Origin of the sequence: Streptomyces sp. NPDC020884, from assembly GCF_044333935.1 — a bacterium.
In the GTDB taxonomy this organism is placed as follows: domain Bacteria; phylum Actinomycetota; class Actinomycetes; order Streptomycetales; family Streptomycetaceae; genus Streptomyces.
The window spans coordinates 546,729-566,727 of sequence record NZ_JBIRRY010000003.1 but is presented as its reverse complement, the minus strand read 5'-3'; the positions used below and the strand labels follow the sequence as shown (position 1 = coordinate 566,727).

15 protein-coding genes are annotated in these 19,999 nt (G+C 74.3%); 7 read left to right on the top strand and 8 right to left on the bottom strand.

Annotation, left to right across the window (positions count from 1 at the left end):
- Positions 1 to 199: 199 nt before the first annotated feature.
- Positions 200 to 1,333, top strand: a complete 1,134-nt coding sequence (locus tag ACH4UK_RS13540; RefSeq protein WP_398356180.1) for a hypothetical protein — start codon at positions 200 to 202, stop codon at positions 1,331 to 1,333.
- Positions 1,334 to 1,346: 13 nt separating this feature from the next.
- On the opposite strand, the gene ACH4UK_RS13535 is transcribed toward ACH4UK_RS13540, so the two are convergent.
- From ACH4UK_RS13535 to lanL, 6 genes are all read right to left on the bottom strand, one after another.
- Complete coding sequence (locus tag ACH4UK_RS13535; RefSeq protein WP_398356179.1) at positions 1,347 to 2,132, bottom strand: SAM-dependent methyltransferase; 786 nt, start codon at positions 2,130 to 2,132, stop codon at positions 1,347 to 1,349.
- A 58-nt stretch (positions 2,133 to 2,190) separates the two neighbouring features.
- A complete protein-coding gene (locus ACH4UK_RS13530; RefSeq protein WP_398356178.1) occupies positions 2,191 to 4,047 on the bottom strand; it encodes an ATP-binding cassette domain-containing protein in 1,857 nt (618 codons plus the stop codon).
- Positions 4,044 to 5,960 (bottom strand): ABC transporter ATP-binding protein, encoded by a 1,917-nt coding sequence (locus tag ACH4UK_RS13525; RefSeq protein WP_398356177.1) that lies wholly within the window; start codon positions 5,958 to 5,960, stop codon positions 4,044 to 4,046. Before ACH4UK_RS13525 ends, ACH4UK_RS13530 begins: the two co-directional genes overlap by 4 nt.
- Before the next feature lie 85 nt (positions 5,961 to 6,045).
- Entirely contained in the window at positions 6,046 to 6,177 is a 132-nt protein-coding gene (locus ACH4UK_RS13520) for an ALQxL family class IV lanthipeptide (protein WP_189460106.1), read from the bottom strand.
- The gene (locus ACH4UK_RS13515; protein ID WP_398356176.1) at positions 6,174 to 8,150 is read right to left on the bottom strand and encodes an alpha/beta hydrolase family protein; all 1,977 of its coding nucleotides are present in this window, start codon (positions 8,148 to 8,150) and stop codon (positions 6,174 to 6,176) included. Before ACH4UK_RS13515 ends, ACH4UK_RS13520 begins: the two co-directional genes overlap by 4 nt.
- The gene (lanL, locus tag ACH4UK_RS13510; protein WP_398356175.1) at positions 8,147 to 11,305 is read right to left on the bottom strand and encodes a class IV lanthionine synthetase LanL; all 3,159 of its coding nucleotides are present in this window, start codon (positions 11,303 to 11,305) and stop codon (positions 8,147 to 8,149) included. The genes ACH4UK_RS13515 and lanL overlap by 4 nt, the downstream gene beginning before the upstream one ends.
- A 310-nt stretch (positions 11,306 to 11,615) precedes the next feature.
- On the opposite strand from lanL, the gene ACH4UK_RS13505 reads away from it, so the two are divergent.
- The 3 genes from ACH4UK_RS13505 to ACH4UK_RS13495 all read left to right on the top strand — a co-directional run bounded on the left by ACH4UK_RS13505 (position 11,616) and on the right by ACH4UK_RS13495 (position 14,440).
- Complete coding sequence (locus tag ACH4UK_RS13505; protein ID WP_398356174.1) at positions 11,616 to 12,704, top strand: sensor histidine kinase; 1,089 nt, start codon at positions 11,616 to 11,618, stop codon at positions 12,702 to 12,704.
- Positions 12,692 to 13,324: a response regulator gene (locus ACH4UK_RS13500; protein ID WP_398356173.1), complete on the top strand. Its 633-nt coding sequence runs from the start codon at positions 12,692 to 12,694 to the stop codon at positions 13,322 to 13,324. Before ACH4UK_RS13505 ends, ACH4UK_RS13500 begins: the two co-directional genes overlap by 13 nt.
- Positions 13,325 to 13,537: 213 nt before the next feature.
- Positions 13,538 to 14,440, top strand: a complete 903-nt coding sequence (locus ACH4UK_RS13495; RefSeq protein WP_398356333.1) for a lysostaphin resistance A-like protein — start codon at positions 13,538 to 13,540, stop codon at positions 14,438 to 14,440.
- 46 nt (positions 14,441 to 14,486) lie between these two features.
- Here ACH4UK_RS13495 and ACH4UK_RS13490 read toward each other — a convergent pair whose 3' ends face one another.
- The gene (locus tag ACH4UK_RS13490; protein ID WP_398356172.1) at positions 14,487 to 15,086 is read right to left on the bottom strand and encodes a TetR/AcrR family transcriptional regulator; all 600 of its coding nucleotides are present in this window, start codon (positions 15,084 to 15,086) and stop codon (positions 14,487 to 14,489) included.
- 212 nt (positions 15,087 to 15,298) lie between these two features.
- On the opposite strand from ACH4UK_RS13490, the gene ACH4UK_RS13485 reads away from it, so the two are divergent.
- Positions 15,299 to 17,590, top strand: coding sequence for a glycoside hydrolase family 3 N-terminal domain-containing protein (locus ACH4UK_RS13485; protein WP_398356171.1), 2,292 nt, complete (start codon positions 15,299 to 15,301; stop codon positions 17,588 to 17,590).
- Here the strand turns inward: ACH4UK_RS13485 and ACH4UK_RS13480 are convergent.
- On the bottom strand, positions 17,580 to 18,536 hold the full coding sequence (locus ACH4UK_RS13480; protein WP_398356170.1) for a DMT family transporter: 957 nt from the start codon (positions 18,534 to 18,536) through the stop codon (positions 17,580 to 17,582). The genes ACH4UK_RS13485 and ACH4UK_RS13480 overlap by 11 nt on opposite strands.
- 19 nt (positions 18,537 to 18,555) lie before the next feature.
- On the opposite strand from ACH4UK_RS13480, the gene ACH4UK_RS13475 reads away from it, so the two are divergent.
- Both ACH4UK_RS13475 and ACH4UK_RS13470 read left to right on the top strand, forming a co-directional pair.
- Positions 18,556 to 19,098, top strand: coding sequence for a MarR family winged helix-turn-helix transcriptional regulator (locus tag ACH4UK_RS13475; protein WP_398356169.1), 543 nt, complete (start codon positions 18,556 to 18,558; stop codon positions 19,096 to 19,098).
- Positions 19,099 to 19,328: 230 nt separating this feature from the next.
- On the top strand, positions 19,329 to 19,985 hold the full coding sequence (locus tag ACH4UK_RS13470) for a TetR/AcrR family transcriptional regulator (protein ID WP_398356168.1): 657 nt from the start codon (positions 19,329 to 19,331) through the stop codon (positions 19,983 to 19,985).
- Positions 19,986 to 19,999: the final 14 nt, after the last annotated feature.

The following is a 19,999-nucleotide window of genomic DNA, read 5'->3' as shown; positions in this document are numbered from 1 at the left end:
TCAGGGAGTTCTTCTCAGTCGGTGAGGCGTTCCGCCGGCAGGAAAGCGGAGAGTGACGCCGGTGTCACCTTCTGCGGTACCGTGATCGTGACATCACGCTCCGTGTGTCCGGTCTCAACGGCACATAGGGCGGCCCCCGGGGGTGTTTGCGCACCAACCCGAGGGCCTTCACCACTAGTGGATCTGGAGTCCACCCGCGATGCTCTCGCATGTTATCCCGCCCCCTCGGAGCTACACGAAGGCCCCCAACGGCCTGGTGCGTCACCCGGGTATCGGCAGTGACGCGAAGATCCTGGTCCTCTACGTCCAGGGGCTGCCCGAGGAAGACCGGGACAAGGCTCTGGGCGAGCACGCCCGCGCTCTCCGTATGACCGGTCGCGCCTACCAGAAGGCCAAGGCCGACCTCGTGACGTACGGGTACGTGCACGAGGAGCGCGAGGCCGTCGCCGGAGGGCGCTGGCGGACTGTTCAGGTGTTCAGCAACCAGCCGTTGACGGACGACCAGGCCGCCCGTCTCCGGGCCGGTGTGCCCGCCGACGGGTACGAGCTCCTGGGCGCTTCCGCCGTGCCCGATGCCTGGTCGGCTCCGAGTGCGCACTCTCCGACGGTCGGTGAGCCGACCGGTCGGGTGGCCGGTGGTCAATTACCCGCAGACGAAGAACAGGGCGAAGACTCTTCCCACCCACCCACCGAAGCGGTCACGGAGCCGGAGCGGGAGGAGTCGGAAGGGGACGAGTCGGACGAGGGCGAGTCGGACGAGGGCGAGTCGGACGAGGGCGAGTCGGAAGGGGAGGCGCAGGTGGCCGTACACGTGCCGGTGCAGGCTGAAGTGCTGCTCGCCGAGCGTGTGTTGCTCTCGCTCCGGCACCAGGCCCGTGAGCTCTCGCTCGGGGTGTCCGAGGCCCGCAAGCTCGCCGCGCCCGCCGCCGAGTGGCTGCGGCGGGGCGTCAGCGCGGGGGACCTGCGGCGGGCGCTGAGCAGCGGGCTGCCGGAGGAAGGGGTGCGGACGGCCTTCGGGTTCCTGGGGCACCGGCTGGTGGAGAAGCTGCCCGCGCCTCCGGAGGAGACGGCGGACCTGGTGGTGTCGGCCGAGCCCGGACCGCCGCCACCGCTGGCCCTGACCGTCTGCGACGGGCCCGGCGAGGAGCACCTGTTCCGGCCCCATGCGTCGTGGGTCACCAGCTGCGGGCCCTGCCACCGCGAGGAGCAACGCGCCTACTGGGCCGACGTGCAGGCCCGTGCGGAGGCCGACCCCGAACCTCCGCCGCCGTCCTGGCGGGAGCGCGTCGCCGCCGAGGCCCGTGCGGACGGGGGCGGGGGCCGGGGGCGTTGAGTGGGCGTTCCGGTTACGGGACCCGGGCCACGGCCACGTAGATGCCGCTGTGCTCCTGAGTGGGCGCGGACGTGCCGTTGAACCACTCCGGGGCCGTCACCAGGCCGGGGGCGGCGATCTCCAGGCCCTCGAAGAACCGCGAGAACTCCTTGCGGGTCCGCAGGGCCAGCTGGATGCCGCCCTTCTTGTACTCGTCCTCGCTCTGCTGCCCGATCTGCTGGTTCACGTCGGACGCGCCGTGGGACAGCACGACGTAACTGCCGGAGGCCATGGAGCTCGTGATCGTGCGGACGATGCCGATCGGGTCCGCGGCGTCCGGCAGGAAGTGGAGGAGGCCCAGGAGCGAGAGGGCGACCGGGCGGTCGAAGTCCAGGGTCTTGCGCGCGGCGTCCAGGATGGCGGTGGGCTCGCGGACGTCGGCGTGGACGTAGTCCGTCACGCCCTCCGGCCGGCTGATCAGCAGCGCTTCCGCGTGGCGCAGGACGATGGGGTCGTTGTCGCAGTACACGACCCGGGCGGAGGGGCGTATCTCCTGGGCCACCTGATGCAGGTTCGGCGCGGTGGGGATGCCCGTCCCGATGTCCAGGAACTGCGTCACGCCTTCGGCCGCCAGCCACGCCGTCGCGCGGTTCATGAAGGCGCGCTGCTGGCGGGCGCCGATCTTCGCCTCGATGGGCAGGAGTTCGGCCACCGCCTGGTCCACCGGGTAGTTGTCCTTGCCGCCGAGCAGCGCGTCGTAGACCCGGGCCGAGTGGGGCTTGCTGGTGTCGATCGGGGGGTGAGGCGCTTCTGCCGTCATGCCGAACTCCAGATACACGTGGTGTGGACCATTCAGTCGGTGCAGTCTGCCACAGCGCCTACGGTGCGCGGCCGGCCATCCAGTGCCCCACCAGGTCGGCGTAGAGGGGGCTTTGGGTGAGGAGTTCGTCGTGGGTGCCGACGGCGGTGCGTTCGCCGTCGAGCACCAGGACGCGCGGGGCGCGCAGCGCCGAACTGATGCGGTGCGCCACCACGACGAGCGTGCCGCCCCGGGCGGCGAACGCCCGCTCGGCGCGCTCCTCGGCCGCCGGGTCGAGGTGGCAGCACGCCTCGTCCAGCAGGACGATCGACGCGTCCGACACATGGGCGCGCGTCAGGGCGACGAGCTGCCGCTCACCGGAGGACAGCGGCGGTCCGTCCAGTCCGACCGTCGCGTCCAGGCCGCCGAGCCGTTCGACGAGGTCCAGAGCGCCCACCTCGGCTGCGGACGCCAGCAGTTCGGCATCGGTGGCCTCCCGCCGCAGGTAGCGCAGGTTGTCCCGCGCGGTGCCGGTGAACACGTACGCCTCCTGCGGGATCAGCGTCACCGCGCGGTGGAGCCAGGTGCGGTCGACCTCGGCGGCCGCCGCACCGCCCAGGGTGAGCCGTCCGCTGTCCGGCCGGGCCATCCCCGCCAGCAGCGTGGTCAGGGTCGACTTTCCCGCGCCGCTCGGCCCGACGACCGTCAGGTGCGCTCCGGCCGGGATGTCCAGGGAGAGCCCCTCGATGACGGGGACGGCCCCCGGTCCGTACGCGTAGCAGACGTCCACCAGGGACAGGTCCGGGGATCGTGGCAGCCCGACCGGTAGCCGGGGGGCGGGAGGTCCTGGAGACCCGGGGGAGTCTGGAGGGCCGGGAAGGCCGGGAAGGCCGGGAAGGCCGGGAAGGCCGGGAAGGCCGGGAAGGCCGGGAGGGGCTGTCGGGGACGGGTCCGTGGTGCGGCCCAGTTGGCGCAGTACGGTCGCCAACTGCACGCCCCAGGAGCCCAGTACGGCTACGAGCGAGCGCAGCGCGGGCGCCACCCCGCTCACCAGATAGCTGGTGGCGCCCAGCAGTTCGCCCACCGACAGCGTGCCCCCGCCCAGCAGGCGCGGGGCCGCCAATAGCAGTACGAGCAGGGGGAGATGACTTCCCAGCGACACCAGCAGGGCGTTGACCGAGGCCGCCCGCGCGACGGCGCGGCACGCGTCCCGGTGCTCGGTGATCCGGGCCGTGAGGTCGTCGCCCACCCGGTCCCGCGCACCGCACGCGACGACGTCCCGAATGCCGTCGAACGCCTCGCCCGCCGCCGCCGTCAGGCGTTCCTCCGCCCGGAGTTGGCGGCGCTGACGGCGGGCGAGCACGCGCAGGCGCGGGACACAGAGGAGCAGGGTGAGCAGTACCGGGGGCAGGGTGATCGCCGCCACCGGGGCCGACAGGGCGGCCAGGCCCACGAACGCCATCAGCAGGGAGATGCCCAACTGGCGTGCCGAGCGCAGCAGGGCGGACACGAGCGAACGCACCGTCTCCACCTGCACCGTCAGCCGAGCCACTCCGGTGCCCGCCGTGCCCCGCGCGCCGGCGGCGGCCCGGTGCACCGCGCCGGCGGTCACCGCGGTCACCAGCTCGTCCCGGAGGGGTTCCACGAGCCGCCCCAGCCACGGGGTCAGCGCGCGCGTCATCAGGGCGCGGAACACCATCGCGGAACCGAGCAGCCCGATCCAGAAGAACCCCTCGGCGGGCCGCCCCGCCAGGAAGCCCCGGTCCAGGGCGGCGGCGACCAGCAGCCCCGAGCCGAGCGCCGGGACCGCCTCGAGCAGCGACCATCCCGTCACCGCTGCCGCCGCTCTGCGGTGCTGCCGGAGGAATCGGGCGAACAGGCGCCGGTCGATGGGGGCCGGGGCCGCGGCGTGGGCCGCTGCGGGCGGGGCGCTCATGCCGTCTCCTGCGGTTGCGTCTTCCGCCGGGGGTGCGGGGGCGGAGCGCCGGGCTCGGCCCCGGGCGGGCTGTCGGTCCCGGCCCTGGGAGGGCTGTCGGTCCGTGCCCCGGGCGGACTCCCGGTCCCGGCCCCGGGCGCGTTGTCGGTCTCGGCCCCGGGCGCGCTGTCGGTCTCGCTCCCGGGCGCACTGTCGGTTCCGGCCCCGGCCCCAGCCGCTCCGTCGGTCTCGGCCCCGGCCGCGAACAGGGCCCGGTAGGAGGGCCGTTGCCACAGTTCGGCATGGGGCGCCACGGCGCGCACGCGTCCGTCCTCCAGCCAGGCCACCAGGTCGGCCCGCGCCGCGGTCGACACCCGGTGGGCGATCAGCACCCGGGTGCGGTCCGACCAGGCCGAGGCGAGCGCGGAGTCGACCCGCGCCTCGGTGGCGGTGTCCAGGCTCGACGTCGCGTCGTCCAGGACGATCACCGCCGGATCGTGCACCAACGCACGTGCCAGACCCAGGCGTTGGACCTCGCCACCGGAGAGCGGGGCGTCGGACAGCGGGGTGTCGAAGCCGTGCGGGAGACGGGTGACGAAATCGTCCGCCCTGGCCGCCGCGGCGGCCGCCACCACGTCCTCGTACGAGGCGTCGGGGCGGGCGAAGGCGATCATCCCGTGAACCGTGGCGCCCAACAGCGCGGGCCGCTCGAAGGCGTACCCCACAGCGGCGTGCAGGGCGCGGGGCGTCAGCTCGCGCAGCGGTACGCCGTCGATGGCGACGGCGCCCCCGTCCGGGTCCCTCAGCCGTCCGATCAGCGCGGCCAGGGTGCTCTTGCCCGCCCCGGACCGGCCGACCACCGCGAGAGCCGTACCCGCCGGGACGGTGAGGTCCACGGCGTCGAGGAGCAGCCGGGAGCCCGAGCGTACGGTCACTCCCGACAGGGTCACCGTGCCGTGGCCGCCCGCCGGGCGGGCCCGGGTGCCGGGGGCCGGGGCCGGCTGGTCGACGACCTCGGCGACCCGGCGCGCCCCGGCGGCCGACATGCCGAGGGCGAAGAGCGCGTCGAGCTGGTCGAGCGCGCCCATCGCCAGCGCCGTGTACCCCACGACGGCGGCGAGCTGCCCCGCGGTGATGTCCCCGTTCAGCAGGGCGAGACCTCCGGCGCAGAGCACCAGCACTTCGACGGCGGGGATCAGCAGGCCGACCTGCCAACCGGTGTCGCGCTGCAACCGCCAGACCCGGTGACCGGTCCGGGACAGTTCCGGCAGGGGTTCCAGGACCCGGGACGTCTCGGCCCCGGCCGTGCCGCTCGCGCCGATGGTGCGGGCCCCGCCGAGCGCTTCCAGCAGCAGCGCGGAGATCCTGCCCTGGGTCTCCTGGTAGTGGAGGAAGAGCCCGGAACTGCGGTTCATGAACATGCGGGCGATGAACACCAGCGGCGGCACGCCCAGCGAGAAGCAGAGCCCGATCCGCCAGTCCAGCAGCCACAGCGCGACCACCCCGCCGAGCGAGGTCAGCACCGCCGCCGAGGCCGTGACCAGGGTGACCCCGGCCGAGCCCGCCTGCGCGCAGCCCGCGGAGAGGCGGCCCGCGAGATCGCCCGCGGGGAAGTCCGCCGCACCCGGCACCCCGGCGTCCAGGGCGCGCCGGGCCAGGGTCCGGCGCAGGGCGGCCACCGTCCCGGAGCCGTAACCCCCGTTGGCCAGGGTCTGGACGGCCCCGGTGATCACGACGAGGGCCAGGAGGGCGGCGCACACGAGGACGGGGCCCGAGGAGGGCCGCCGCGCGACGACCGCGTCCAGGGCCCGCGCCATGGCCCAGGGGAGCGCGAGCGTGCAGGCCGAGCCCAGGACCGCCGTGACGGACGTGAGGACGAACCAGCCGCGCGTCTCGGCGGTCGCGTCCCTCAACAGCCGCTCCGGGGACGTCATGGCGCTCCTTCCGAGGATCCCGCCGGGGCGGCGGGCGGGGCGTGCGCCGGGCGGGTCCGGGTCGGTCCCGCCCGGCGCACGGCTGCTACTGCTGCTCGATGCTGGTGATCGAGCAGGTCCAGGTACAGGTGCGGGTGCAGCCGGCCAGGGCGACGGACTCCTCGCCCTCCAGGGTCTGCAGCTCGTCAACGTCGACGGTCATGGTGTTGTCGATCATGGTGTCGTCCTTTCGTCGTGAGTGATGTGCGGGAACACCGCCGGGGTCCGGCGGTGTCGCACGGCCGCGTCGGCGGCCGTGAGCTCTGGGTGGGCGGCGGTGCGGCGGCGGGCCGGGGGGCCGGCCGTCAGGAAATCCACCAACCGGTCGGTGAGTCGGGCGCCGCCCCGCTCCTGGAGCGGGTGGTGGCCCGCCCCCGCGATCTCGAGGCAGTCGAAGGGGGCGCGCTCCGCGTGGTCTGCCCCGGCCAGCCGTTTCCGCAGGCGGCGCGTCTCGTCCACCGGCACCACGGGATCGTCCGCGCCGTGCAGGGCGAGCAGCGGTACGCGGATGCGGCCGGCCAGCCGTTCGACGTCCCGGTGGCCGAGGTCGTCGTCCGGCGGTTCGCCCAGCCCGTGCCGGTCGATCAGCGCCCGTACGGCGGGAGTTCCCCGTTCGTGCAGTCCGCGCGCGGACAGGAACGGGGCGATCACCGCGCAGCGTGCCCAGGCGTACGGGTCGGCGCACACGGCCAGCAGGGCGAGGAAGCCCCCGTAACTGACGCCGAGGAGGGCGGGAGGCTCGGCGCCCGGCGGGCGGCGCTCGGTCAGCGTACGGACCAGGGACCGGATGTCCGCGAGGTCGGGCACCCCCCAGGCGCCGTGGACGGCCGCCGCGTGCGGGCGGCCGTAGCCGGTGCTGCCGCGCTGGTTGGGGGCCACCACCGCCGCCCCGGCCTCCGACAGGCGCGCGAACAACGGGTTGAAGCCGAGCGTCCAGTGGTCCTCCGGGCCGCCGTGCAGGGCCACGACGACGGTGGGCGCGGTGCGCCAGTCGCCGAGGCAGACGGACTCGAACCGTCCGGACGGGGTCGGGAACCACTCGGTGGCTCCTGCGGCCGTGGGCGTGGGCGTGGTTGTGCTCGTGGGCGTGGTTGCGGTTGTGGTTGTGGCCGTTGTCGTGGTTGTGATGGGGGGTGGTGTGTCGTGTGCGGCGGGGGCCGTCGTGGTGTCCGGGACGGTCACCAGATCGGCGGGGCGGTCCGGGGTCGCGTACACGACGCGCAGCCCGCCCGCGCTCCAGCCGGCGGCCGGGTGGAACGCACCCGGCGGCAGCGCGGCGGGCCGGGGCCGGTCGTCCGCCACGTCGTACAGGAACAGGCGGGCCTGCGCACCCCGGGAGACCCGCAGGGCCACCCGCCCGCCCGCCGGGTCCGCGGCCAGCGGAAGGACCGCGCCGTCCAGGGAGTTGAGCCGGTCCGGGAAGTCGAGGCGGGCCCGGCCGTCGAGGCCGGTGCGGGCGATCCGCAGCCGCCCGTCGCCGGGGTCGCTCGCCGTCAGCAGCAGCCCCGAGCCGGGGGCCGACAGCAGCAGGCGGTGGGTGCGGCCGGTTGCCGTGGACGCGAGCGGGCGCCAGGTCCCGTCCCGCAGATCGAGGGTGACGGGACGGTACCCCTCGGGCCCTTCGAGGTCCGTGGCGTAGCGGCAGCCGGTTCCGTCCAGCGGCAGGAGAGCGGTGACACGGCCCGGCAGGGTCACCGGATCGGTCAGGCGCAGCGGTGCGGGGCGGACCCGCCAGACCCGGGTGCGGCCGTCCCGGCCGGTCTCCACGGCCAGCGCGAGCGCGTCGGGCGGGCCGCCGGGCGTCAGCCGCAGACCCCGCGCCTCGATGGCCGCGGATTCACCGCCGCCGCCCGTGAGGCCCGCTCCCGCGCCGGTGGCCGGGTGGGACAGCAGGAGCAGATGACGGCCGGAGCCCGCCGCCCCGCGCAGCCGCAGCAGTCCACCGTCCTCGGTCGGCAGCACCTGGGTGGCGGTGGACTCGGCCGATGTGCCCTCCCGGTAGCGGGGCGCACCGTCGGCGTACCGGGACGCCGGGCCGTCGAGATCCCACCAGCCCGGGACCAGCCCGCCGTCGGCCGCGCCCACCAGACAGGCGGCGAAGCGCGACCGGGCCGAGAAGCGGAAGCTGACCCGCTCCGGCCGCCGCTTCACACCGCACCCGGCCCGGTGCGCGCGTGCGGCCGGTCGGCGGCGGCCGGCCGCACGACGGCGTTCCCGCCGGTGGTGTTCAGGGCGGTGGTGTTCCGGCCGGTGGTGTTCAGCGCGGCGGTGTTCCGGCCGGTGGTGTTCAGGGCGGCGGTGCCCCGGCCGGCGGGGGCGGGGCGTTCCGGAGCGTCCGGCATCCAGAGCCGGGTGCCGCCGTCGCGCAGGCGCAGCAGCATGCCGACCGTTCCGGCGAGGCCGGTCTGGTATCCGGCGGTGACCGCCTCCAGCGACTCGTCGGGCACCACCAGGAGACCGTCGCGCAGCACGGCCCGGGTGTGGATGCACGCGGCCAGTTCCCGGGCCCGGTCCCGATAGCGGGGGTCCCCGAGCGCGGCGGACATGTCGAGCAGGAACTCCGCGTTGCCGGCGAGCCCGTGGCAGGCGGCGGGGGAGGAGGACCACATGGTCTCCCGCACCGCGGCCGCCGCGAGCGCGGCCGACTCCCGGTGGCGTTCCTCGCCGGACTTCCGCCAGAGCCGGATCAGGAAGGCGCCGATGCCCGAGGAGCCGCTGCACCAGTGCGTCTGGCCCACCGGCCCGTCGGCGACGCGGTCCCCGGCCGGCCAGACCGCCCGCCCGTCCTCGAACCGGGCGAGCTTCACCAGGGTGTCGCCCGCCACGCCGGCCGCGTAGACGAGGTCGTCCCGCCCGGTGGCCAGCCCGGCGGCCAGCAGGAACGCCCCGACGCCCGCGATGCCGTGGGCGAACCCGTAGTGGCGGGCCCCGGCGAGGTTCGAGTCGAACGTGGCGGGGACGGGCCAGATCACCCCGGCGGGGTGGTCCTCGGCGGCCGTGAGGAGGCCCTTGGCGCAGGCGATCACCCGGTCGCGGAAGACCGGGTCGCCGGTCGTGCGCCAGAAGTGGAGCTGGGCCATCCCCGCCCCGGCGGCGCCGTGGCAGATGTCCGGGTTGGGCCATTCGACGGGAACGGCGCGGGCCAGCGCGGACGCCTCCTCGGCGACGGCGTCGTCGCCCAGCAGGAGCGCCGCGTCGAGCAGCGCCCAGGCGGTGCCGGAGCGGCCGAAGTGCAGGCCGGGCAGCAGCGTTCCGTCGGCCGTCCGGCCCGCGGAGGGTTCGGCCAGCCGGCTCCGCGTCCACTCCGTGAGCTCGGCCACCCCTCGGTGCACCTCGGGCCCCGCGCCTGCCGCCGCGGCCCGGGTGAGTACGGCGAGGACGCCGGCGGAGCCGTACTGGACGTTCAACGGGTCGGTGGTGGCGCCGAAGGCGCTGACGTCCCAGCGGTGCCCGCCGTCGCCGGAGCGGGTGCGGAGCAGATAGGTGAGGCCGTCGGCGATCAGCCGCTCGCGGTCCGCGTCGGCGATGCCCGCACCGCTCTCCCGGCCGGCGGGCGGCCGGGCCGGCCCGGCCGTTTCCCGGACGTGGGAGATGGCCCTTGCCCGGGTCCCGGCCGCGGGAGCCCCTGCTGCGGGAGTTCCGGCCCTGGGAGTCCCGTTCGCCGGAGCCGGAGCCGGAGCCGGAGCCGGAGCCGCAGCCGTGTCCGCGGGAGCCGCAGCCGGAGCCAGAGCCGTGTCCGCGGGAGCCGCGGCATCCGCATCCGCAGCCGCGAGAGCCTCACGCACCCGGGGAAGGTCCCAACGGCCTTCGGGGCGAGGGGAACAGAGAGCCAGGAGCAGCGGCAGCAGCCGTGCCGCCCAGGGGCGGTCGGCGATGGCCAGGGTGATCAGCGCGTCCGTGCGGTCTCCCACCGGGCGCTCGTCCGGGACCAGCAGCATGTCGACGCCCGTCGCCAGATGCAGCAGCACCGCGCCGAGGCTGTAGAGGTCGCCCGCGTAGGTGGGGGGCGTGAAGTCGTAGTCCGTCAGCGCGGACACCTCGGGTCCGACATAGCCGGGGGTGTAGCCGCGGCGGACCGGGACGCCCTCGGGGGCCAGATACTCGACGTCGATCAGCCGTACGTCGCCGTCCGGGGTGACCATGAGGTTGTTCGGCGAGAGGTCCCGCAGCACATGGCCGGTGCCGTGGACGGCCGCGACGATGTCCACGATCTGTGGGGCCAGGGCCAGGAACTCCGCGAGGTCGCGCACCGGGCGCTCCGCGATCCGGTCGCGCAGCGTCCGCCCCGGTACGCACTCCTGGGCCAGGAACAGGTTGCCGCCCTGGCCGAAGAGCTCGATCCCGGCCGGGGTGAAGCCCAGCGGGGCCAACTCCCGCAGCATGTCGGCCTCGTGGCGCAGGGTGTCCTGGAGGTCGGTGCCGTCCATGCGCACCCCCACGTGCGCCCGCGCCTCCTTCACCACGACCTCCCGGCCGGTGGACTCGTCGGTCGCCAGATACACCCCGCCCTTGAACGCGTGGCGGATCGCCTTGCCGACCACGTACCGGTCGTTGAGCCGGACGACCGGCTTCTTCCTCGGAGCGGTGGGAGCCGTGGGAGCCGTGGGAGTGGTGAGGGTGGTGGGCGTCGTGCCGGTGGTGGCGGCCGTGGTCACGGGCCGCGCCGTTTCCGTACCGTCCGGCGCGGCCGGGAACGGCGGCGGCGCCCACGAGGGCGTGGTCACCCAGGCCTGACGCCGGTCCTTCTCCAGCCCCCCGTCGGGGCGGCGCAGCCGGACGTCCGCGTCACCGTCGTTCGTCGTCGTCCGCACCCCGTGGAACACCCCGTAGCGGTAGTGGACGAGGCTGCCCGGGGCGTACGGCCGGTCCGACAGGATGCGCGGGCCGCGCAGCCCCAGCGTCGCCTCGTGCAGCCGCCGGGCCAGCCGGCGGAACCGGTCCGGGGTGTCGGGGTAGACGGTGATGAACTTGCCGCCGCCCCCGCGGTCCGCGCGCCCGCCCGTCAGCAGGGCGACCCGGTCCAGAGCCCCGGCGAACTTGAACGAGGCCCGCTCCTCGACCAGGACGTCCGCCGCCACCGCCAGGACCAGGGCCGCCGACAGCGGGGTCGCCGACAGGTGCAGTTTCCAGCCCTGCTCCCCGCTCCGATGGCCCTTCGGGCGCACCGAGCACCAGAACTCCCCTTGATCCACCGCCCATTGCTCCGCGCCCCGCCGGTGCAGGACCCCGTGGACGACGGCGGGCAGCAGGCCGGTGTCCACGGCGAAGTAACTGCTGGTGCCGGGTTCGTCGCGGTCAGCGGTCACGAGAGGTCCTTCCGGTGCGGAGCGGAGTGTGGCCGGGTGTGCCGTGCCCGAGGACGGCCGATGCGACGTGATGAGCCGTCATATGTCTTTCGGCCACGACTGATCGAAAGATCTGCTGAGTTGTCCGGGAATCCCCGACCGCCCCCCGGCCGTCTGTGCCTATCGTGGCCGCAAGCGATCCCCCGATCGCCACGGGTGACGTTAGCGGTGTGCCGAGGGGCCGGTGCACCACCCGTTCTGGGGGGTTGCGATCAAGGGGGGCCGACGGATCGACAGCAGCGAAACGGGGCTCCACCGCGCCCGGAAGACCATGGTCATCGCCACCGCGCTCTACCGCGGCAGCCACCTGGTCGCGGGCGGCGTCGCCGTCACCCAGCACCAGCGCGACCGCCCGTTCCCGTGGCTGGCCCTGGGCTCCGTGATCACCCTGACCGCCCTCATCTGGGCCATGGCCGCCCGGCGCGGGCGACTCGTCCCCTGGGCCGTGGGACTCGACGTCCTGGTGACCGGCTGTCTGCTCCCCTTCGGCGCGTACGCCTGGGGCGGGGCCCGCGCGCCGGAGTCGATCGCCTGGGTCATGCTCCTGGGCGGTTCGGCGTCGGCGATGGCCGCCGTCGCCTTCGGGCTGCGGCGTCTCGTGCTCGCCGTGGTGCTGCTGGTGGCGACCCATCTCGCCGGCTATCTGATGGTCGACGCGGGCACGGCGGTGACCGGCGCCCATCTGAACGCCCTGGTCTTCTCGGCCGTCGTCTCCTGGGTTCTCACGTGGTACCTCTGCCGGCAGGGCGCGCAGGTCGACTCCGCCAACGGGCGGGCGCTGGCCGCCGAGGCCCAGCGGGCCAGGTACGCGGAGCGCATCGCCCACCACAACGCCCTGCACGACACGGTTCTCGCCACGCTGAGCGCCATCGCCCGCGGTGGCGTCGACGCCAACACCCCGGTGATGCGCGAGCGTTGCGCCCGCGAGGCCGCCTATCTCAGGAGGCTCGTCGAGCAGGCGCACGACCGTGAGTCCACCTCCGAGCTCCAGGCCGCGCTGGAGGAGTCCGTACGCGCCGCCGAGGCGCTCGGGCTGCGGGTGACCGCCCGCTACCACGAGCCGCCCGCCGTCCCCGGCGACATCGCCCTGGCCATGTCCCGGGCCGCGACCGAGGCCCTGAACAACGTCCGCTGCCACGCCGGTACCGGTCACGCGTTCCTGACCGCCGCCGGTGACTCCGGCCGGCTGGTCGTCACCGTGGTCGACCGGGGCCGGGGCTTCGACGTCGGCGGCTCCCGTACCGGCGGGATCGGGCTCGACCGTTCCGTGCACGCCCGGATGCGGGGGATAGGCGGCCGGGCGTCCGTGGACACGGCTCCCGGCGAGGGCGTGCGAGTGGAGCTGAGATGGCCGGGCTGATCACCGTCGCCGTGGTCGACGACGACCGGATGCTGCTCGACGGCATCAGATCGTGGTTCGCCGGGGTCGAGCAGCTGCGTCTCGTCGCCTGCGCCGCCACCGTGGACGAACTGCTCGCCGGGCCCTGGGAGCCCCCGGACGTCGTCCTGCTCGACCTCATGCTGCGCGACGGACGGCCGCCCGCCGAGAACATCCGCAGACTGCGCGAGTCCGGCAGCCGGGTGCTGATGATCAGCGTGGTGGCGGACCGCGACCGGATCGTCTCCGCCATCGCGGACGGCGCCGACGGCTTCCTCACGAAGGACCACGATCTGTCGGTGCTCGTCGAAGCGGTCGGGGAGGTCGCGGCCGGGCGCACCGCCCACTCGCCGGAGCTGGCCTTCGCCCTCGCCTACGATCAGGGCGCCGCCCGCCCCAGGCTCTCCCCGAAGGAGCGCGAGGTGCTGGTGGACTACGCCTCCGGGCTCACCCTGAAGTCGACGGCCCGCAGGTCCGGCATCACGGTCAACACGGCGAAGTACTACCTGGACCGGGTGAAGGCCAAGTACCAGGAGGCGGGCCGGCCGACCTACACCAAGATCGACCTCGCGACCCGGGTCCGCGAGGACGGGTGGCGTTGACCCGCACGCGGGCGGCAACCGAAGATCGCTGGTGTGAACCCCCCTGACGTACCCCCGCACCGCCCGCCGCACGGCCCTCCCGAGCCGCCCCGCCCGCCCGAGCCGCTTCGTACCACCGAGTCGTTTCCTGCCGCCGAGCCGCCCCGCCCGCCCGGAGCGGCCTGGCAGGGCTGGGACAGGCCTCCCGAGTGGAGCCGTCCGGTGTCCGGGCCCGTGCGCGCCCCCTCCGGCTCCCGCTACGACGAGCAGGGCCGCAACGGGCAGGGCGGCGGACTCGGCTGGCTGGGCGAGCTGCTGGCCGCCCTGGTGCTGGTCGTGGTGGGTGTACTGACCGTCAGCCTGGTCGGTTTCGTCATCGCGGAGGTGCTGGACGCGGGCCCCGCGGCGGCGGACAGCGACCTCTTCTTCGAGGACCCGGTCGCGGATCTGGCCGTACAGCTCCTCGGCATCGCGGTCGGCATACCCATCGTCCTGTGGGCCGCCCGGTACCTGGGCAAACGCCCGGCCGGCACCGTCTCCTCCGTCGTCGGGCGGCTGCGCTGGGGCTGGCTCTGGCGGTGCGCCGCCGTGGCCTTCCCGCTGATGGCCCTGCAGATCGGCCTGCTGATCGCGTGGACCTGGGACGACGAGCCCCTCGGGGAATCGGGCAGCGGCTTCCCGGGGTGGCCCGTCTTTCTGCTGAGCCTGGCCGTGATCGTGGCGCTGGTCCCGTTCCAGGCCGCCGCCGAGGAGTACGTCTTCCGGGGCTGGCTGGTCCAGGTGATCGGCCGGACCGTCCGCTCGCCGTGGCCCGCGATCGTCCTGGCGTCCCTCCTGTTCGCCCTGGCCCACGGGTTCGGCGAACTCTCCGGGTTCCTTCTGCTGCTCTACTCGGCGCTGTGGTGGGGCTGGCTGGTGATCCGCACCGGCGGGCTCGAGGCCGTCATCGTCATGCACGCCGCGAACAACCTGCTGGCCTTCGGCCTGGCGGCGGGCTTCGGTGAACTCGCCGGCACGGAGACCGCGGCCGACGCCCCCTGGCAGGCCATGGCGGTCGAACTCGTCTTCGCCCCGCTGTACTGCCTGACCATGGCCCGGATCGCGGGCCGCCGCGGGGTGGAGCGGGTGAGCCCCTGAGCCCCTGAGATCCGGGGCGGCGGCCGGCGGGCGTCCGCGACGGACCTCACAGCCGTACGGTCAACTGCGCCTGGACGTGCGCCCGCAGCACCGCCGCCATGTCCGTCGCGCAGTCGCTGATCAGCCACTGGATCTGGAGGCCGTCCATCAGCGCGATGAGCTGCTGGGCGGCGTCCGACGGATCGACGTCGTCCCGGAGTTCGCCCGCCTCCCGGGCCTGGCGGTAGGCCAGTTCGGTGTTGGCAACCGATGTGCGGTAGCGGGCCTCGAAGTAGCCGTGCGCCGGGTGGTCGGGGGAGGTGGCCTCCGCCGCGACCACCGAGAACAGCTCGACGATCCCGCGCCGCTTGGCGTTCAGCTCCGCGAGGTCCGTCAGCCGGCGCAGATGGTCGACGCCCCGCGTCACACCGAGGGCCAGCCACTCGTCGTCCACGTCGTCGCGCCGCTGGAGCACGGCGAGCAGCAGCGCCTCCTTCGTCGGGAAGTGGTGCAGGAGGCCCGGGTGGGAGATGCCGCAGCGGGTGGCGATCACCCGGAGCGACGCGCCCCGGTAGCCGGCCTCGCCGAACAGGGTCATCGCCTGGTCGAGGATCTCGATCCGCTTGGCCCGGCCCTTGGCGTAGCCGCGCCGCGTCCCGGAGGTCACGCGCCATCACCCGCTGTCATCGAACGCCCTTCCCGCCCACGTGATCGGCGCGCCCACCGCTCGGGCGTACCGCGCCGCTGGTTCCGCACCGGTCCGGCACCGCCGCTCCGGCCCAGATTCTCACAGGGATGAAACGTGGCCACCCCAATACTTACCAAGCGGTCGGGATTGAGCGTACGGTACTGCGGAGTGCCGTCGTGAAAGGAACTCCCGTGGGTCTCAAGCCGCCGTACCTCGACCCCGCGCTGCCCGTCGCGGAGCGGGTCGCCGACCTCCTGGGGCGCATGACGCTGCCCGAGAAGGTCGGCCAGATGCTCCAGCTCAACGCCAAGGAGGGCGTGCGGCACCTCGTCGAGGACCTGCACGCGGGCTCGATCCTGCACGCCTCGCCGGAGCGGGTGCGGGAGGCCGCCGCGCTCACCGAGCGGACCCGGCTGCGCATCCCGCTGCTCGTCGCGGAGGACTGCATCCACGGACACTCCTTCTGGGAGGGGGCCACGATCTACCCGACGCAGCTCGGGATGGCCGCCACCTGGGACCCGGAGCTGGTGGAGCGGATCGCGCGGGCGACGGCGGTGGAGGTCGCGGCGACCGGGGTGCACTGGACGTTCTCGCCGGTGCTCTGCATCACCCGGGACCTGCGGTGGGGCCGGGTGAGCGAGACGTTCGGCGAAGACCCGTATCTGATCGGCGAGTTGGCCTCCGCGATGGTCCGCGGCTACCAGGGCGACGGCCTCGACGACCCGACCGCGATCCTGGCCTGCGCCAAGCACTTCGCCGGGTACTCCGAGACCCAGGGCGGCCGGGACGCCAGCGAGGCGGACATCTCGCGGCGCAAGCTGCGCTCCTGGTTCCTGCCGCCGTTCGAGCGGGTCGCCAAGGAGGGCTGCCGGACGTTCATGCTCGGCTACCAGTCGATGGACGGCGTGCCGATCACCGTCAACCACTGGCTGCTCGACGAGGTGCTGCGCGGCGAGTGGGGCTACACCGGGACGCTGGTCACCGACTGGGACAACGTCGGCCGCATGGTGTGGGAGCAGAAGGTCTACGGCGACTACGCGCAGGCGTCGGCGGCGGCGGTCCGTGCGGGCAACGACATGGTGATGACCACGTCGAACTTCTTCGAGGGGGCCCAGGAGGCGGTGGCGCAGGGCGCGTTGGCGGAGCCGGAGATCGACGCCGCCGTACGTCGCATCCTGACGCTCAAGTTCGAGCTGGGCCTCTTCGAGAACCCGCGCCACCCCGACGCCGGCCGGCAGGCCGAGGTCATCGGCAGCGGGGCGCACGCCGTGCTGAACCTGGAGGCGGCCCGCCGCTCGCTGGTGCTGCTGGCGAACGACGGCACGCTGCCGTTCGCGGGCGGCCTGACGGCGGACGAGGACGGCCGGGGGCGCGCCGCCGCATCGGAGCGCCCGCGCACGGTGGCCGTCATCGGCCCCAACGCGGATGACGCGCAGACCCAGTTGGGCGACTGGGCGGGCTCCTCCGGGCAGGCCGACTGGCTCCCGGACGGCCAGCCGCGCGCCATGATCCGTACGGTCCTCGACGGCTTCCGCGACCAGTCGCCCGCCGACTGGACCGTGTCGTACGCGCCCGGCGCCCGGATCCTCGACGTCGGCCCCGACCCCGAGGGGGCGTTCTTCCCGGACGGCCAGCCCCGCCCGGAGGTCGTCGTCCCGGCGGCCCCCGACGCGCGGCTGATCGCCGAGGCGGTCGCCGCAGCCGAGGCCGCCGACCACGTGGTGGCCGTCGTCGGCGACCGGATCGAGCTGATCGGCGAGGGCAAGTCGACGGCCACCCTCGAACTCGTCGGCGACCAGGTGGCGTTGCTGGACGCCCTGGCGGCGACGGGCAAGCCGCTGGTCGTCGTGGTCATCAGCTCCAAGCCGCTGGTGCTGCCGCCGTCCGCGCTCGGAGCGGCGGCGATCGTGTACGCGGCCAACCCGGGCATGCTCGGCGGCCGGGCGGTCGCGGAACTGCTCCTCGGGCTGATCGAGCCGACCGGCCGGCTGCCGCTGTCCTTCGCCCGGCACGCGGGTCAGCAGCCGACGTTCTACAACCAGGTGCGCGGCCAGCACGGTTCGCGCTACGCCGACCTCACCCAGCGCCCGGCGTTCGCGTTCGGCGAGGGGCTGAGCTATTCGACGGTCGTGTACACGGACCTGGAGGTGCTGACGGCGGTCGTCGACGAGTCGGAGACCGTACGGGCCCGGGTCACCGTGACCAACACCGGGGCGCGGCCGGCGCTGGAGACGGCGCAGGTGTACGTGAGCGACACGGTGACGTCGGTGACCTGGGCGGAGAAGGAGCTGAAGGCTTACCGGCAGGTGGCGCTGGCCCCGGGTGAGTCGCGGGAGCTCCTCTTCGAGCTTCCGGTCGCCGACTGCACGCTCGTGGACGCGGAGGGCCGCCGCATCGTGGAGCCGGGCCGCTTCGAGCTGCTGGTGGGCCCGTCGTCCCTGGACCAGGCGCTGCTGCGGGGGGAGTTCACGGTCAAGGGCTGAGCCCCGGACCGCGGGCGGCCGCGCCGCCGGAGGGGTCGCCCACGCCGTCCGGCGCGGGCGGCCTCTTCGGCGTGGGCGGCCTCTCCGGCGTGGGCGACGGCCGGACCCGGGAGCGGCCGAGGAGGACCCCGCAGAGGGTGAGCAGCAGGCCGCAGACCTGGCGGCCGGACAGGGTCTCGTCGGCGATCAGGATGCCCAGCAGCACCCCCGTCACCGGGTTGAGCAGCCCGAGAAGGCCGACCGTGCCCGCCGGGAGGTGCGCCAGCCCGGCGAACCAGGCGGCGAAGGCGACCGCCGTGGCCACCACGGCGACGTAGCCGAAGCCGAGCAGCGCGGGGCCGTCGAGCGCGGGCGGCGCGCCCTCCACCAGGACCGCGCACGGGAGGAGCAGCAGCCCGCCGCCGATGAGCTGCCAGCCGGTCGAGGCGAGCACGTCCACCTCGCCGCTCCAGCGCTTGGCGAGGACGTATCCGAACGAGGAGACGGCCATCGCGGCGACGGAGGCGAGGACGCCGACGGCGTCCACGGACCCGCTCGCGGTGAACACCATCAAGCAGACGCCCGCGATGCCCACGCCCGCCCCGGCGAGGTGCCGGGCCCCCGGCCGCTCGCCGACGAGCCCCCAGGCGAGCAGCATCATGGTCAGCGGCGCGACGGCCATGATGATCGACGCCAGGCTGGTGGGAAGGCGCTGCGCCGCCACGTACACGAGCGCGAAGAACCCGCTCATGTTCAGCGCCCCGAGCACCAGGGACTTGGCCCACCAGCTTCCGCGCGGCAGCTTCCGGCACACGGCCAGCAGGAGCAGCCCGGCGGGAAGCGCCCTGATCGCGGCCCCGTACAGGGGGGTGCCGGCGGGCAGGAACTCCCGGGTGACGAAGTAGGTCGTGCCCCAGGCGACCGGGGCCACGGCCGTGGTCAGGGCCCATTTCAGGTTACCTTCCATGGAAGGTACTATAGCTTCCATGGAAGGTAACCAGCACGGCGAAGCCGCGGAACGCCCCGCCCCGGACCATGTGGCGCGCATCCAGGCCGAGTGGGCCCGGGAACGCCCGGACGTGGACGTCTCCCCGCAGGCGGTCATCGGCCGCCTGCACCGCCTGGGCCTGCTCCTGACCGCCCGGCTGAACCTCGTCTACCGCCGTTACGGCCTGTCCGAGGGGGAGTTCGACGTCCTGGCCACGCTGCGCCGGGCCGGTGCGCCCTTCGAACGCGCTCCGGGGGAGCTGGCCGCGCACACGATGGTCACGACGGGCGCGATGACCAAGAGGATCGACCGCCTGGAGCGGGACGGCCTGGTGGCACGACGCCGGGCGGTCGCCGACGGCCGCGGCCGCGTGGTCGCGCTCACGGAGGCCGGCCGGACGCTGATCGACCGGGCGTTCACGGAGCACATGGGCAACGAGCGAGAGCTTCTGGACGCGCTGGAGCCCCGGGAGGCGGAGGAGCTGGAGCGGCTGCTGACGACGTGGCTGGCGAAGGTGGAGCCGGTGCGCGGGGGCGCGTGAGCGGCCGGGGGTGCGTGGCCCGGAGCTGAGGGCGGTGCCGAGGTACTCACTCGGACTCGGTTTCGACCCGGTGCCGGGACACGCTGAGAAGAAGCGTTTCCGCGTGCGGGTATTCGCCCGTACGGGTGTGGCGTGGCCGCCCGGACGGCGGTGGGGCGAGCACAATGGGGCGGCGGTTCGTGCAGAGGCGCGCAGGCGCCTCTCCCGCACCTTGCGCTCAAGGAGGACCGGTGGCGGAGAGCTGGACGGTTCAGCGGACCGGGCCCGGGGATGTCGCCCGCACGCAGGCGCGGGAACAACTTCTGGAAGCAGCCAGGGAGTTGTACGGCGTCAACGGGTACCGGGAGACCGCCGAGCACGATGTGTGCGAGGCGGCCGGGGTGCCGGTCGAGGTGCTGCGCCAGGAGTACGGCTCCCGGGAGGGGCTGCTCATCGCCCTCCACAACCGGGTCACGACGACCGGGCTGCGGGCGGCCGAGAGCGCCCTGCTGTCCGAGGGCATCGAGGACTGCTCGATCGCGGAGCGGGTACGGCGGCTCTTCGACGCGTACGTGGAGTCCGTCACCAGCGATCCGCGCGAGGCCCGCGTGACGTTCGTCGAGGTGCTGGGCGTGAGCGCCGTGGTGGACGAGCACTGCAAGCTCTGGCGGGCCCTGTGGACGGAGTTCCTGACCGGGGAGGCCGAGCGGGCGGTGGAGCGCGGCGAGGCGGAGGACCGGGACCACCGGGTCGACGTGATGGTGATGGTCGGCACGGTCCACGAGCTGATGGCCCACCACACCCGCCGCTGCCGCCGGGCCCGCCCCGGGGAGGTCTCCGGGGAGCTGACCGAGCTGGCGCTGTCGATGCTGGGATCCCAGCGGTCGGGTGAGCCCGAGGGGCTCTAGGGCCGGTCGCCCGA

Bases quoted from the DNA above. Each gene is read 5' to 3' on its own strand.
- ACH4UK_RS13540 (WP_398356180.1), top strand. From the start codon at position 200: ATGCTCTCGCATGTTATCCCGCCCCCTCGGAGCTACACGAAGGCCCCC.
- ACH4UK_RS13530 (WP_398356178.1), bottom strand. From the start codon at position 4,047: ATGAGCGCCCCGCCCGCAGCGGCCCACGCCGCGGCCCCGGCCCCCATC.
- ACH4UK_RS13535 (WP_398356179.1), bottom strand. From the start codon at position 2,132: ATGACGGCAGAAGCGCCTCACCCCCCGATCGACACCAGCAAGCCCCAC.
- ACH4UK_RS13505 (WP_398356174.1), top strand. From the start codon at position 11,616: ATGGTCATCGCCACCGCGCTCTACCGCGGCAGCCACCTGGTCGCGGGC.
- ACH4UK_RS13475 (WP_398356169.1), top strand. From the start codon at position 18,556: ATGGAAGGTAACCAGCACGGCGAAGCCGCGGAACGCCCCGCCCCGGAC.
- ACH4UK_RS13480 (WP_398356170.1), bottom strand. From the start codon at position 18,536: ATGGAAGGTAACCTGAAATGGGCCCTGACCACGGCCGTGGCCCCGGTC.
- ACH4UK_RS13525 (WP_398356177.1), bottom strand. From the start codon at position 5,960: ATGACGTCCCCGGAGCGGCTGTTGAGGGACGCGACCGCCGAGACGCGC.
- ACH4UK_RS13500 (WP_398356173.1), top strand. From the start codon at position 12,692: ATGGCCGGGCTGATCACCGTCGCCGTGGTCGACGACGACCGGATGCTG.
- ACH4UK_RS13520 (WP_189460106.1), bottom strand. From the start codon at position 6,177: ATGATCGACAACACCATGACCGTCGACGTTGACGAGCTGCAGACCCTG.